Source organism: Providencia sp. wls1914 (genome assembly GCF_009706645.1).
Lineage (GTDB): Bacteria > Pseudomonadota > Gammaproteobacteria > Enterobacterales > Enterobacteriaceae > Providencia > Providencia zhijiangensis.
This window is the reverse complement of record NZ_WLUN01000004.1, coordinates 256,881-271,208: the sequence shown is the minus strand read 5'-3', so window position 1 is coordinate 271,208 and position 14,328 is coordinate 256,881. Positions and strand designations below refer to the sequence as shown.

At 45.9% G+C, this 14,328-nt stretch carries 10 protein-coding genes and 2 pseudogenes; all 12 read right to left on the bottom strand.

Annotation, left to right across the window (positions count from 1 at the left end; genetic code table 11):
* Positions 1 to 1,419 carry a UDP-N-acetylmuramate--L-alanine ligase gene (murC, locus tag GKR74_RS03390; RefSeq protein WP_154602698.1) on the bottom strand — a complete coding sequence of 473 codons (1,419 nt, stop codon included), beginning with the start codon at positions 1,417 to 1,419 and terminating at the stop codon, positions 1 to 3.
* 116 nt (positions 1,420 to 1,535) lie between these two features.
* Complete coding sequence (gene murG, locus GKR74_RS03385; protein WP_154602533.1) at positions 1,536 to 2,609, bottom strand: undecaprenyldiphospho-muramoylpentapeptide beta-N-acetylglucosaminyltransferase; 1,074 nt, start codon at positions 2,607 to 2,609, stop codon at positions 1,536 to 1,538.
* Positions 2,609 to 3,799: pseudogene (gene ftsW, locus GKR74_RS03380) on the bottom strand (cell division protein FtsW); the annotation flags it as partial. The pseudogene ftsW and the gene murG, both read right to left, overlap by 1 nt.
* The gene (gene murD, locus GKR74_RS03375) at positions 3,799 to 5,124 is read right to left on the bottom strand and encodes a UDP-N-acetylmuramoyl-L-alanine--D-glutamate ligase (protein WP_154602531.1); all 1,326 of its coding nucleotides are present in this window, start codon (positions 5,122 to 5,124) and stop codon (positions 3,799 to 3,801) included. The gene murD and the pseudogene ftsW, both read right to left, overlap by 1 nt.
* A gap of 1 nt (position 5,125) precedes the next feature.
* On the bottom strand, positions 5,126 to 6,208 hold the full coding sequence (gene mraY, locus GKR74_RS03370) for a phospho-N-acetylmuramoyl-pentapeptide-transferase (protein WP_154602530.1): 1,083 nt from the start codon (positions 6,206 to 6,208) through the stop codon (positions 5,126 to 5,128).
* Positions 6,202 to 7,560: a UDP-N-acetylmuramoyl-tripeptide--D-alanyl-D-alanine ligase gene (gene murF, locus GKR74_RS03365; RefSeq protein WP_154602529.1), complete on the bottom strand. Its 1,359-nt coding sequence runs from the start codon at positions 7,558 to 7,560 to the stop codon at positions 6,202 to 6,204. Before murF ends, mraY begins: the two co-directional genes overlap by 7 nt.
* A pseudogene (gene murE, locus GKR74_RS03360) lies at positions 7,542 to 9,044 on the bottom strand (UDP-N-acetylmuramoyl-L-alanyl-D-glutamate--2,6-diaminopimelate ligase). The gene murF and the pseudogene murE overlap by 19 nt, the downstream one beginning before the upstream one ends.
* On the bottom strand, positions 9,031 to 10,797 hold the full coding sequence (ftsI, locus tag GKR74_RS03355) for a peptidoglycan glycosyltransferase FtsI (protein WP_154602528.1): 1,767 nt from the start codon (positions 10,795 to 10,797) through the stop codon (positions 9,031 to 9,033). Before ftsI ends, murE begins: the two are co-directional and overlap by 14 nt.
* A 12-nt stretch (positions 10,798 to 10,809) precedes the next feature.
* A complete protein-coding gene (gene ftsL, locus GKR74_RS03350; protein WP_036951205.1) occupies positions 10,810 to 11,130 on the bottom strand; it encodes a cell division protein FtsL in 321 nt (106 codons plus the stop codon).
* Positions 11,130 to 12,083: a 16S rRNA (cytosine(1402)-N(4))-methyltransferase RsmH gene (gene rsmH, locus GKR74_RS03345; protein WP_154602527.1), complete on the bottom strand. Its 954-nt coding sequence runs from the start codon at positions 12,081 to 12,083 to the stop codon at positions 11,130 to 11,132. Before rsmH ends, ftsL begins: the two co-directional genes overlap by 1 nt.
* 2 nt (positions 12,084 to 12,085) lie before the next feature.
* Positions 12,086 to 12,544 (bottom strand): division/cell wall cluster transcriptional repressor MraZ, encoded by a 459-nt coding sequence (mraZ, locus tag GKR74_RS03340; RefSeq protein WP_154602526.1) that lies wholly within the window; start codon positions 12,542 to 12,544, stop codon positions 12,086 to 12,088.
* 720 nt (positions 12,545 to 13,264) lie between these two features.
* Positions 13,265 to 14,275 carry a catabolite repressor/activator gene (cra, locus tag GKR74_RS03335; protein ID WP_181477415.1) on the bottom strand — a complete coding sequence of 337 codons (1,011 nt, stop codon included), beginning with the start codon at positions 14,273 to 14,275 and terminating at the stop codon, positions 13,265 to 13,267.
* Positions 14,276 to 14,328 lie beyond the last annotated feature (53 nt).

The window sequence follows — 14,328 nt, the reverse complement described above, 5'->3', positions numbered from 1 at the left end:
TTATTCCTCAACCATCGGTGGCTGTAATTTCGTTTCTGCTAGGTTTTTGGCTATTTTACCAATATTTCCTGCGCCTTGAACTAAAATTAAGTCGTTATCATCAAGAACTTGTGCCAGCATATGTGAAACTTGTTCAGGTTCTGCCACAAAAATAGGATCAACCTGCCCACGACTGCGGATTGTACGGCATAATGATCGGCTATCAGCCCCCGGAACCGGCTTCTCTCCCGCAGAATAAACTTCTAGCATTAGCAAGACATCTACCTGCCCCAGCACGTTTGCAAAATCATCGTATAAGTCACGAGTACGTGTATAACGATGAGGCTGGAAAACCATCACGATACGTTTATCTGGCCAGCCTGCGCGAGCAGCTTTAATGGTGGCATCCACTTCTGTTGGATGGTGACCATAGTCATCCACCAGCATCACTTCGCCTTCTTTACCATTCACATTACGCAGCGCGTAGTTACCTAGGAAATCGAAACGACGACCTGTCCCTTGGAATTCCACGAGTGCAGACAGAATGTGTAAATCGTCTATACCTTCTTCGGTTGCCACCGCAACAGCTGCCGTGGCATTGAGCGCATTGTGGCGACCTGGTGCATTCAGCACGACAGTCAACTCTGGCATTCCTTCACGAGCAATCGTGAAAAAGCCTTGGTTCCCTTTTTGCTCGTACTTGGTGATACGAACATCCGCATCGTCACTAAAGCCGTAAGTGGTAATGTAACGACCGATTTTTGGTAATAATGAACGGATCACCGGGTCATCGATACACATCACTGCACGGCCATAGAATGGCAAGTTATGCAGGAAGTTGATGAAGGTATCTGTCAGGTTTTCAAAATTACCCTGATAGGTATCCATGTGGTCCGCTTCAATGTTCGTCACAACCGCAACCAGTGGCTGTAAATGCAAGAATGACGCATCGCTTTCATCCGCTTCAGCGATCAAGTAACGGCTGCTACCTAATCGTGCATGAGTTCCCGCTGATTTCACTAATCCGCCATTCACAAATGTTGGGTCTAATCCCGCTTGCGCGTAGATCCCAGAAATCATTGCCGTTGTCGTTGTTTTACCGTGAGTTCCCGCCACTGCGATACCATGACGATAGCGCATTAATTCAGCCAGCATTTCGGCACGGCGAATAACAGGGATACGCAGCTCTTTCGCAGCTTGAATTTCAGGGTTCTCTGCAGAAATAGCCGTAGAAACTACCACCACACTCGCATTTTCAACGTTTTCAGGGCGATGATTAAAATAGATAGTGGCGCCCAACTCAGTTAGCTGCTGAGTCACCGCATTAGGTGCTAAATCTGAACCACTAATTTCATAACCTTCATTAGCCAACACTTCAGCGATACCACCCATGCCAGCACCACCGATGCCGACAAAATGAATGTGCCGTACTCTACGCATTTCTGGCACCGATGTTCTTAATTTCGCTAACTGTTGTGTATTCACTGTATTTCCGCTTCTCTATAAATTCTGTCTACATTCTATTTTGTATGGCCAAGCTATTTGCGAGACTTACGCTATTTCGCAACATCGCAAATAACCGCCGCAACACGTTCGGTTGCATCCGTGATGGCACAGCTATAGGCTTTTTCTGCCATCGACAATAATTCGGTTCTATCCCACTTGTTGAGTAACTCAACAACGGCTTCAGGTGTAAACTGCGGTTGCTCAATAATCTTCGCAGCCCCTGCTTGTTCTAAAGGCAGTGCATTCCAATACTGTTGGCGGTCTTTATGCTGGAAAGGAACAAAAATCGCGGGTAAACCTGCCGCGGCTATCTCACTGACAGTTAATGCACCTGAACGACAAACCACAATATCAGCCCATGCGTAAGCTTGCGCCATATCATCAATAAATTCAGTCACTTTAAACTCAGAATTGCCTGAATTTTGCAAACAATCATTATACAGTGCTTCTGTCGATTCCTTACTGCCTTTTCCAGCCTGATGCCAGATATTTAACTGTTTGCTCACATTTCCAGCAACTGCAGGCATGACTTGATTTAAAATTCGCGCCCCTTGGCTACCGCCTACAACCAATACGCGTATTGCGCCCTCGCGACCCGCTAAGCGCTCTTGCGGTGCCGGCAATGCCAATACATCTTCACGCACTGGGTTACCTACAACGGGTGCATTAGGGAATGCGCCGGGAAAAGCTTGTAAAACACGTTTTGCAATTTTTGATAACCATTTATTGGTTAATCCCGCGATCCCATTTTGTTCATGGAGAACAACAGGAACGCCACATTGCCAAGCTGCTATCCCGCCAGGACCAGACACATAACCGCCCATACCAAGAACAGCATCGGGTTGATAGCGCTGAATAATGGTTTTCGCTTGGCGAATGGCTTTATAGATACGCCAAGGCGCACCAATTAATGCACCAATACCTTTGCCTCTTAAACCCGAGATCTGAATAAACTCAATATCAATACCGTGTTTCGGTACTAAGGTGGCTTCCATGCGATCCGCAGTGCCTAACCAGCGAATTTCCCAACCTTGAGCCTGCAAATAATGCGCCACAGCTAAGCCGGGAAAAACATGCCCCCCAGTTCCGCCTGCCATAACGAGTAATTTTTTTGCCTGACTCATTTGGAACTCCTTACAAACGCCTGAGCTTTCTCAAGTCGTGTTTCATAATCAATTCTAAGTAACACAGCGATCGCCGCTGACATCACTAATAAACTCGATCCCCCGTAACTGATTAACGGGAGTGTTAAACCTTTAGTTGGCAACATACCTGCCGCTGCCCCCACGTTAACCAATGCTTGGAAGGTAAACCAAATACCGATGGCACACGCGAGATACCCACCAAATAATTGGTTGGTCAGTAGTGCTCTACGCCCTACCATCATCGCTCTAAACGCCAGCATGAATACCATCAGTAGCACCAGAACCACACCCACGTAACCCAGCTCTTCAGCTAGTACAGAGAAAATAAAGTCAGTATGCGCTTCCGGTAAATATTCTAATTTCTGTACCGAGTTACCCAGACCTTGTCCGAGAAGCTCTCCTCGACCAAATGCCATCAAAGATTGCGTTAACTGATAACCGCTACCAAACGGGTCATCCCACGGATTTAAGAAGGATGTCACGCGGCGCAAACGATAAGGTTCAAAGATAATCAAAGCCAGTACGCCTACACCACAAACCGCGATACCGATAATAAACGGTGCTAAGCGCGCACCAGCTAAAAACAGCAACCCTAACGTAGTTACAACCAGTACAACTACCGTTCCCAAGTCTGGCTGCAACAGCAGCAATAACGCCATCATAATCAAAATACACATCGGTTTTACGAAGCCGAAAAACTTGGTGCGTACTTCATCTGACTTACGAACTAAATAGCTGGAAACGTAACAAAACAGCGCGAACTTCGAAATTTCTGCGGGCTGAATTTTTACAATACCGATATCAATCCAGCGCGATGCCCCATTGACGGAACTACCGGCAACCAACACAACCGCCAGCATACCCAATGCGCCCATCAGCAAAATAAAACTGTATTTTTCCCATGTGGCCATCGAGACGCGCATGACACCTAAAACCAGTAGAAATGCAACGACCAAATAGACCACGTCACGTTTAGCAAAATAGAATGGGTCATCCGTTAATCGCTGTCCGACTGGCATCGATGCGGAGGTCACCATAATGAAACCGATTGCCGCCAGACCGAATGCTAACCAAACCAATGTACGGTCGTAGAGCGTCGTGCCTGAAATCACGCCATTCTTTTCACCGATGATCCAGTTTTTTAAACGCAAGGCACCCGGTATGGTCATTAACCTAACTCCTTAGCGAGTTGAGCAAAAACATCACCCCGCTGCTCAAAACTTTTGAACTGATCTAAGCTGGCACACGCTGGAGATAACAGCACCATGTCGCCAGATTTTAACAACGGCGCAATTTGGCGCATACTCTGTTCCATCGTATCTGTCAGTACGGATTTTTCTGGTGCGAGTTCCGCTAATTGCTGACCATCACGACCAAAGCAGTACAAACGGTAGTTATCCGCCGAAATATATTCTTTGAGCGGAGAAAAATCAGCTGACTTGCCGTCACCACCCAGCAATAAGTAAATATAGCCATCCACATGCAAACCATTAAGTGCAGCTTCTGTACTGCCCACATTGGTTGCTTTTGAGTCATTGATCCAACGCACACCGCGATTGAAAAAGACCAACTGGAAGCGATGTACTAAACCGGCATACTCTTTTAAGACTTTAAGGCTAGCTTCACGAGGGATTGCCACAGTATCAGCTAAGGCTAGTGCAGCCAGTGCATTCATATAGTTATGCTGCCCAGTCAGATGCATTTTTGCCACATCCAACACCACTTCACCTTGAGCAACTAAGACACGTTTTTGCGTATCAAAGTAGTAATCACCGCTATTTAAACCAAAACTAGTGTATTGGCTAACGCTCTGGTCATGTGGAAGTGTTAGCGGATCTTGCGCGTTCACAATGCAGTGTTGTGCATTATCATAAATACGTAATTTTGCTGCGCGATATTGCTCAAGCCCCAATGGGTAGCGATCCATATGATCTTCAGTCACATTCAACACGGTTGCAGCCGCTGCACGTAGGCTAGACGTGGTTTCTAATTGGAAACTAGACAGTTCCAGCACAAACAGGCTATGCCCTTGATTGAGCAAAGAAAGTGCAGGAATACCGATATTCCCGCCCACACCAACGGAAATGCCCGCTGCTTTCGCCATTTCCCCCACGAGGGACGTTACCGTACTTTTACCATTAGAACCTGTGATTGCGACGATTGGCGCATCCGCCTCACGGCAGAACAGCTCAATATCACCCACAATCTCAATACCGTTACTTGCTGCTTCCTGTAACTGCGGTGTTGCCAACGCAACGCCTGGGCTGGCAACAATCAGATCGGCTTGTTGCAGCCATTCATTATTTAAGCTGCCACTATGGCAAGCAACATTCTCAGGAAGTTTATCAACTCCAGGTGGCACAGCGCGGGTATCCATCACGCGAGGAACAACCCCACGAGCAAGGAAAAAGTCAACGCAGGAAAGCCCAGTTAAACCTAGGCCGATAATCACTACGTTTTTACCCTGATACTGCTGAGCCTGTGAACCAATCATCTTAACGCACCTTCAATGTTGCTAGTCCAATCAGAACTAACATGAGAGAGATAATCCAGAAACGCACGATAACGCGTGGTTCTGGCCAACCTTTCAATTCATAGTGATGGTGAATTGGTGCCATACGGAAAATTCGTTGGCCACGTAATTTGAAGGAGCCAACTTGTAAAATTACCGACAGTGTTTCAACCACAAACACACCGCCCATGATGACTAATAAGAATTCTTGACGCAGTAAAACAGCGATAGTTCCTAATGCTCCACCTAATGCTAAAGAGCCTACATCACCCATAAACACTTGTGCTGGGTAAGTGTTGAACCATAAGAAGCCTAAACCGGCCCCAACAATCGCCGTACACACAATCACTAACTCCCCCGCGTGAGGTAAGAACGGAATGTGTAAATAGTTAGCAAAGTTAACGTTACCCGTTGCCCATGCTACTAACGCAAAACCTGCGGCAACAAATACAGTTGGCATAATCGCTAAGCCATCTAAGCCGTCCGTTAAGTTAACAGCGTTACTGGTTCCAACGATAACGAAGTAAGCCAGTAAAATGTACAGCACGCCTAATTGCGGCATCACATCTTTAAAGAAGGGAACAACCAGCTGAGTCGCTGGTGTGTCTTTACCAATAGCGTACATAGAAAATGCAACGATCAGCGCCAGTGCGGACTGCCAAAAATATTTCCAACGTGCGATAAGGCCACGGGAGTCTTTTCGAACGACTTTGAGGTAATCATCCGCAAAGCCCACAAGACCGTAGCCGACTAAAACGAGGAGCACACACCACACATAGGGGTTATCCAAACGCGCCCACAATAAAACGGATACGCTAATAGAGAACAGGATTAAAATTCCACCCATTGTTGGGGTGCCACGTTTACTAAAGTGTGATTCAGGGCCTGCATCACGGACAACTTGGCCAATTTGCATTTTTTGCAGGTAAGCAATCAGACGTGGTCCCATCCACAAAGCAATACCCAATGCTGTCAGCAAACCGACAATGGCTCTGAACGTCAAATAGGAGAAGACGTTAAAAGCAGAAAATTTATGAACCAATAATTCGGCTAACCAGACTAACATTCGAAGCACTCCTTCAATGCATTCACGACATCTTCCATCGCGGAGCTGCGTGAACCTTTAACTAAAATAGAAACAACATCATTCTGCTGTGCTAGCGGAATTAGTCGGGTTAATAAATCTTGTTTCGCTGTAAAATGCTCGCCACGTTCGCTAGATTGGCTAATAATTTCGCTTAACTGTCCAACACTGAGAACTTTATCTAACCCCGCTTGTTTCGCGGCTAAACCAACTCGCTCATGACACTCGTGGGCATAATCACCAAGCTCACCCATGTCACCGACAACGAAAATGCGATAGCCCGGCATTTTCGCCAGCACATTAATCGCCGCAATCATCGAACCATCATTGGCATTATAGGTATCGTCCAGTACGACTTTCGTCTCACTTAAACTCACTGGAAATAAACGCCCAGGTACTGCTTTCGTGGTAGCAATACCTTGTTTGATATCGTCTAAGGTTGCCCCCACAGAGATGGCTAATGCACTTGCCGCTAAAACGTTGGCAATGTTATGCACACCCGGTAATGGCAATGTGATTTCAACCTGCCCTACCGGCGTATGTAGTGTGAAATCCGTTGTCAGCTGTTTGATTTGAATATCTGAAGGATAGAAATCCGCTTTTTCAGTCAGTGAGTAATACCAAACGGTTTGACGAGGGTTAAATTTCCACTTATCAGAGTAGCTATCTAAATTCACAATCGCCGTGCCTTCTTCTGGCAGACCTTGGTAAATTTCACCTTTGGCTTTAGCAACACCTTCAGGGGAACCAAAACCAGCAAGATGCGCACCAAATAAGTTATTCACGAGTGCAGTTTCTGGCTTAACGATGTTGGTCGTGTATTCAATTTCATGTGGGTGATTAGCCCCCATTTCGATCACAGCAAATTGGTATTCATCCGTTAAACGGAACAGTGTCAGTGGAACACCAATATCATTATTCAAGTTACCTGCGGTATATAACGTTTTACCGCGTTGCGCCAGAATCGAGGCTGTCATCTCTTTCACGGATGTTTTGCCGGAAGAGCCGGTCAACCCGACCACTCTCGCTTTAGATTGTTGGCGAACCCAAGCTGCGATTTGCCCCATCGCAATACGCGTATCTTCAACAATTACCTGTGGGCAGTTCACATCCAATTGATGGTCAACTAACAGTGCTGCTGCGCCAGCATCAACGACTTGATCGGCAAAGTCATGGGCATCAAAACGCTCGCCTTTTAAGGCAATAAACAGACAGCTAGCGTCTATTTTACGGCTATCCGTACTCACGCTTAATAACGCTAATTCGTTATTGCTCGCTTTTTCAATGCGACCGTGAGTGATTTTCGCCAGTTGGGTTAAGGTCATCGGGATCATGCCATCACCCCCAACAATCTTGCGACGGTCAAGCGGTCTGAATAATCTAAACGGCGAGAACCAATGATTTGATAATCTTCATGGCCTTTACCTGCCACTAAAATCACATCATCAGGTTGTGCTTGTAAGATAGTGTTGGTAACAGCTTCTGGACGTCCTGGGATCGCGAATACACGGCTAGAATCCAAAATACCCGCCATGATGTCGTTGATAATATCCAGCGGATCTTCGCTGCGAGGGTTATCATCGGTGATCACCACTTTATCAGCGTATTGTTCAGCAGAAGCTCCCATCAGTGGGCGCTTGCCTTTGTCTCTATCACCACCACAACCAAAGACACACCACAGCTTGCCTTTACAATGTAAACGCGCTGCCGCTAACGCTTTTTCTAATGCGTCAGGGGTATGAGCATAATCCACAACCACAGTTGGCTTGCCTGCAACGCTAAACACTTCCATACGGCCACAGACTGGCATTAATGCGCCTGTTGTCGCTAAAAGCTGCTCTAATGGGTAATCCATCATTAATAGCGTCGCCATCGCCAGCAATAAGTTGCTTACGTTAAACGCCCCCATTAATGGGCTTTCAAATGAACCTTCACCCCAGCTTGACGTGAAATGAATGGTTGCGCCTTTATCGTGATAGTCCACATCAGTGGCTTTTAACCATGGGCCTTGCCAGTTAGCCGGAATACGATTTTCCATTGTCACGGCACAAGCTTGCGGCAAGCGCTGCAACCACTTCAGCCCGACTTCATCATCAGCATTAATAATTTGAGTTTTGGTTTGATGAGTCGAGAACAGTAACCATTTTGCAGCTTCGTAATTTGCCATATCACCATGGTAATCAAGGTGGTCACGGCTTAAGTTAGTGAATACTGCCGCGTCAAATTGTAGCGCAGCAACACGACCTTGCACCAAGCCATGGGAAGAAACTTCCATCGCCGTCAACGTCGCTTTTTTATTCAGTAATTGAGTCAGTTCTAATTGGATATCAACAGCGGAGCCCGTGGTGTTCTCACTTGGAGAAACTTGCCCCAGTAGCCCATTACCTACCGTACCCATCACTGCTGATGTTTCGCCTAATCCTTTTGCCCATTGGGCAATTAATTGCGTGGTGGTGGTCTTACCGTTGGTCCCCGTCACACCCACTAACTTCATTTGGGATGAAGGTTGATGGTAGAACTCACCCGCTAATGCGGATAAATGGTTGTTTAGGTCGTTAAGATAAATGACAGGCACACCATGAATAAAGCGAATTTCGCCTTCTTCTGCTTCGCCTTGTGCTTCTGCGATAACTGCAGAAACCCCTTGCGCGATAGCTTGAGGAATATAGTGTCTACCATCTGACTGATGGCCTTTTACAGCAATAAACAGATCGCCCGCGGCAGCCTTTCGACTGTCTAGCGTCATCTCTCGTAAAGAGACATTTGTTGTACTCACACCAAATGGGGCGAGGAGTTCACAAAGATTACGATCTGCCACTTTTAACCTCTTTTTGACTGTTCACGATTTCACTTTTATCGTCTGTTTGCAATGCATCTGGCTCAACGTTCATGAGACGTAAAACCCCGCCCATGATAGAACCAAAGATAGGTGCAGATACTGCACCTCCGTAGTACTTACCGGCTTTTGGATCGTTGATTAACACAACGAGGGCATAGCGCGGGTTGCTTGCGGGAGCAACCCCTGCGGTATAAGCGATATATTCGTTGATATAGCGCCCTTCAGGTCCGACTTTTTTGGCGGTACCTGTTTTAATTGCAATACGATAGCCTTTAATTGCGGCACGTGTTCCCCCGCCACCAGGCAGAGCAACACTTTCCATCATGTGCACAACGGTGCGCATTATTGGCTCAGGAAACACTCGCGTCCCCGGAACAGGCGGGTCGACTTTAGTAATCGATAACGGGCGGTATATCCCGAAACTACCGATCGTTGCATAGGCACGCGCAAGTTGTAATGGAGTCACCATCTGCCCGTACCCAAAAGAAAAGGTGGCCCTTTCTAAATCAGACCACCGTGTTTTTTTACTTGGAAAGATGCCACTACTTTCCCCGACTAACCCCAGATTAGTCGGCTTGCCAAACCCAAAGCGGCTATACACGTCCACCAGCTCTGTGGCAGGCATCGCTAACGCTAATTTTGAAACACCAACGTTACTCGACTTCTGTAAAATACCGGTAATTGATAACTCTGCGTAACGCGCAACGTCTTTGATTTCATGACCATTCACGCGGTACGGATAGGTATTTAATACGGTATTTTCTTTCACAATTTTGTTTTGTAGCGCACTCATCACCACAAGTGGCTTCACGGTTGAACCTGGTTCAAAAATATCCGTGATAGCGCGGTTACGCATGAAATCCATCGGCGTACCCGCGAGATTGTTTGGGTTATAGGATGGACTGTTTGCCATCGCTAAGATTTCCCCAGTATTCACATCCACAAGGATTGCCACACCGGACTCAGCTTTGTTCTCTTGAACACCTTTCGTTAGCTCGCGATACACAATAGATTGAATACGCTCATCGATACTGAGCATCAAGTTATGGGCTGCTTGGCTATCGACGGAAGAGACGGTCTCAATCACACGGCCATTACGGTCTTTACGTACCGTACGTTCACCCGGAGAACCTTTTAACCAACGGTTAAAGCTTTTTTCCACCCCTTCAATACCTTCACCATCAATATTTGTCACGCCTAGTAAGTGAGCAGTCACTGGACCTGATGGGTAATAGCGGCGAGATTCTTTACGTAAATAGATCCCTGGAACTTTTAGTTTGCGGACATATTCACCGATGGAGGGGTTAACTTGACGAGCGAGGTAAACAAAGCGCCCTTTCGGGTTAGCAGAAATTTTGGTGGTGATTTGTTCAAGAGGAATATCTAATGCATCGGCGAGCGCTTTCCAGTGTTCATCGTTACTTACGCCGCCTTTTTCAAAGACTTCTTTAGGATCAGCCCAGATAGCGTTAACCGGGACACTGACTGCTAATTGGCGACCTTCACGGTCACTGATCATTCCTCGAGCCGTTGATACTTCTTGAACGCGAAGGGAGCGCATGTCTCCCTCTTTTACCAGTTTTTCCGGGGCAATAATTTGTAGGTACGCAACGCGAGTCAACAACCCTGCTAATGCCAACCCAATACATCCACACAACAAAACAAAACGCCAGCGAACAAAGCTGGTGACTTCTTCTGTTTTCTTGTTCTTAGCGGGTTTGGTTGCTTTCATTCTTAACCTTCGTTATTGCTTGGAAACAATAATATTTTCTTGGGATGGCTCAACATGAACCATTTGCAATTTTTCAACAGATAAACGCTCAACACGGCTGTGACTGGCTAACGCATTCTCTTCAAGGATCAAGTTTCGCCATTCGATATCGAGAAAATCTTTCTCTTCGTACAGCTTATCTTTGGCGGCAGTCAGCAGTCGTGTTTCATGAGCGGTGGTCACCACAAACACAGCGCTAATCACTATCGCGGCTAGCAAAATCATCGGAATAATTCCGTAACGAAATAAATCGCGACCGATGACTCTGGCTAAACTGTGTCTTTCTGGTGTCATTACTCTACCGCTCTCTCTGCAAAACGTAACACCGAGCTACGTGCTCGTGGGTTTTCGTCAATTTCACTCTCGGAAGGCTTCATTTTGCCTAGTGCACGTAATTTAGCGGCACCTAGCTCTTTGATTTGCGCTTCTGTCAGTGGAATCCCCGCAGGAACAGAAGGTCCGGTACTGTTTTGACGAATAAAGCGTTTTACTAATCTGTCTTCCAATGAATGGAAACTGATCACCGATAAACGCCCTTCAGGTGCTAAAACAGACATCGCACCATTTAATGCTTTCTCAATCTCTTCCAGCTCGCTATTGATATAAATACGAATCGCTTGGAAGCTGCGGGTTGCTGGGTGCTTGTGTCGGTCTTTAATCGGACTGACTTTGGCAATCAGCTCCGCCAAGTGGCGTGTACGCGTTAACGGTTCTTCTTCGGGATTATGGTTGCGCTCAACAATGGCTCTTGCGATACGCTTTGCAAAACGCTCTTCACCAAATGTTTTGAGCACCCATGCGATATCGTCTGCTTCCGCGTTCATCAGCCATTGCTGCGCGGATTGACCACGCGTTGGATCCATACGCATATCCAGTGGCCCATCACGCATAAATGAGAACCCACGCTCTGGATCATCTAACTGCGGCGAAGAGACGCCGAGATCCAGCAACACACCATCAATCTTGCCTACTAAGCCTTCTTCTTCCACATAATCTGCAATTGCTGAAAATGGGCCATGCTTAATCATAAAACGTGGGTCATCAATCCCTTGAGCGGCTTTAATCGCCTCTGGGTCACGGTCAATGGCAATCAAGCGACCTTGATCTCCTAGTTGGCTTAAAATCAAGCGAGAGTGCCCGCCACGACCAAATGTGCCATCAATATAGATACCATTTGGTTTAAGATTTAAGCCGTTCACTGCTTCATCGAGCAGTACTGTTACGTGTTTAAATTGCTGCTGTGTCATTGTTATAGTGACAAATCCTGTAGACGGGCGGACAGCGGTTCGTCGGCTAGACGCTCAGCAGCGATGTCAGTTTCCACCTGCTGGTACCACATCTGTTCATCCCAAATTTCAAATTTATTTATTTGGCCCACCAACATGACCTCTTTTGTTAGCCCTGCGTGTTGACGCAGCGTGCTAGCTAGCAAAAGACGTCCTGCATTGTCTATCTGACATTCACTGGCATGACCAAGTAAAAGGCGCTGTACTCGACGTTCTGCGGGATTCATGGTGGATAACTTAGACAGTTTTTCCTCAATGATTTCCCATTCGGGTAAGGTATAAAGCAACAGGCATGGCTGGTGAAGGTCAATGGTACACACCATTTGCCCTTTCGATTCCTCGCTCAGCATTCCTCGATAACGAGTAGGCACGGTTAGTCGCCCTTTGCTGTCGAGATTAACCAGTGTAGCCCCACGAAACATACCTGATTTTTCCCCTTTATTTCCAACTGCCCCACTTTACCCCACAATTCTCCACTTATAAAGTTTACGAATGGTATGAAAACGTTGTCAAGCCAGCCGCACGTAGCTTTAGCTTTATTTACAGAACGTTTTAGAAAAGAAAAAGTTGGAAAAAATCTTACTTGGAAAGAAAAAGAGAAATAACGAGTTGATATAATTCACTTATTTATAAAACGCAGGTAAAACATATTTAAATCTATTTCATTGCTGCAAAATCATACAAATTTGAGTAAATGATATATACGTCTCATTTTTAATCAGTTTATTTCGTGTCTATTCTTTACCTTTTGATCATCATTTATTGATGATTATTTAAACAAAACTACCAAATAATACGTATTATTATATAAAATCATTATATTTCAATACATTAAACAACTGCTTTAATTCACAGTGTTATTTTGCTGACAATAATTTGCTCATTGTATTTATCGGTTTTTTTATGGGTTAAAAAAATTTAATTCGTCAAAAAACCAATCGATGCAAAATAATCAAAAAAAGTATTAGGAAAATTCCTAAAGTGAAATATTTACAGGATAACGCAATAAAAAAATCGCAATCCCCCATAAATTTCACCAAAAAAAAGCCCCTAATAGATAGGGGCGGATATATTACTAAGAATCTTGGTTAACATCACTAACTATTAAACCGGTTTTTTCACCAGTGGATAAGGTTTATCCACTACTGTTTGCGACCTAAACTACCACGGCGACATAAGTCCCTGCGAATTCGACGAATTCCAGTTTCTGGCTTCTGTTTCTCGTCTAGGCTGGCTAATACTAATTCTAAAATACGCTCTGCAATATCACGGTGGCGCTGAGCGAGAGAGAGCACAGGACAACCGAGGAAATCCAGTAATTCGTTATCACCAAAGGTGCTGATAACCATGTTTTCAGGTAAGCGGCCATTGCGTTTCAATGCCACATCCAACACGCCTTGCAGCAAAGAAAATGACGTTGTGAATAATGCATCCGGCATCGCGTTACCGCTATCTAGCCATTGGGAGAAAACGTCGGCCGCGGCATCACGCTCATAACTATTGGCGTATAAATAATTGACTTCGCGAGTGTCCCCTTCCCATGCTTTACGGAAACCTTGCTCACGTAGATAGCTAACAGAAAGTTCAGGTAATGCCCCGAGATATAAGACCGATTCAGCTGAGAATTTACGTAATTCTTTAGAGATCATCAGAGCATCTTCTTGGTCGTCACCGACCACGCTAATGAAATGCTCTTTTTCTAATGCTCTATCCAGCGCGATGATAGGCAGTGAACGGTTCGCCCAGCGCTGATAAAACGGATGTTCAGGAGGTAATGCGGTAGACACAATAATCGCGTCAACTTGGCGCTGCAGTAAATGTTCCACGCAACGAATTTCGTTGTCAGGTTGGTCTTCTGAACACGCAATTAAAAGCTGATATCCGCGCTGACGAGCTTGTCTCTCAAGATAATTGGCGATACGGGTATAGCTAGTATTTTCAAGATCAGGGATCACCAACCCGATTGAGCGAGTGCGACCAGCGCGTAACCCTGCAGCGACTGCGTTTGGATGGTAATTGTGCTCTCTGACGACTGCCATCACTTTTTCTACAGTTTTATCGCTGACTCGATACTGCTTGGCCTTGCCGTTGATCACATAACTAGCCGTTGTGCGGGAAACACCCGCTAGACGGGCTATCTCATCCAGTTTCACGTTAACCTCTTTGCAATTTGGGAAACAGCCCCGAGTCATTCGAGGCCTTAATC

Excerpts from the sequence above, each read along its gene's own strand:
- murC (WP_154602698.1), bottom strand. The coding sequence starts at position 1,419 with ATGCGTAGAGTACGGCACATTCATTTTGTCGGCATCGGTGGTGCTGGC.
- murG (WP_154602533.1), bottom strand. The coding sequence starts at position 2,609 with ATGAGTCAGGCAAAAAAATTACTCGTTATGGCAGGCGGAACTGGGGGG.
- murD (WP_154602531.1), bottom strand. The coding sequence starts at position 5,124 with ATGATTGGTTCACAGGCTCAGCAGTATCAGGGTAAAAACGTAGTGATT.
- mraY (WP_154602530.1), bottom strand. The coding sequence starts at position 6,208 with ATGTTAGTCTGGTTAGCCGAATTATTGGTTCATAAATTTTCTGCTTTT.
- murF (WP_154602529.1), bottom strand. The coding sequence starts at position 7,560 with ATGATCCCGATGACCTTAACCCAACTGGCGAAAATCACTCACGGTCGC.
- ftsI (WP_154602528.1), bottom strand. The coding sequence starts at position 10,797 with ATGAAAGCAACCAAACCCGCTAAGAACAAGAAAACAGAAGAAGTCACC.
- ftsL (WP_036951205.1), bottom strand. The coding sequence starts at position 11,130 with ATGACACCAGAAAGACACAGTTTAGCCAGAGTCATCGGTCGCGATTTA.
- rsmH (WP_154602527.1), bottom strand. The coding sequence starts at position 12,083 with ATGACACAGCAGCAATTTAAACACGTAACAGTACTGCTCGATGAAGCA.
- mraZ (WP_154602526.1), bottom strand. The coding sequence starts at position 12,544 with ATGTTTCGTGGGGCTACACTGGTTAATCTCGACAGCAAAGGGCGACTA.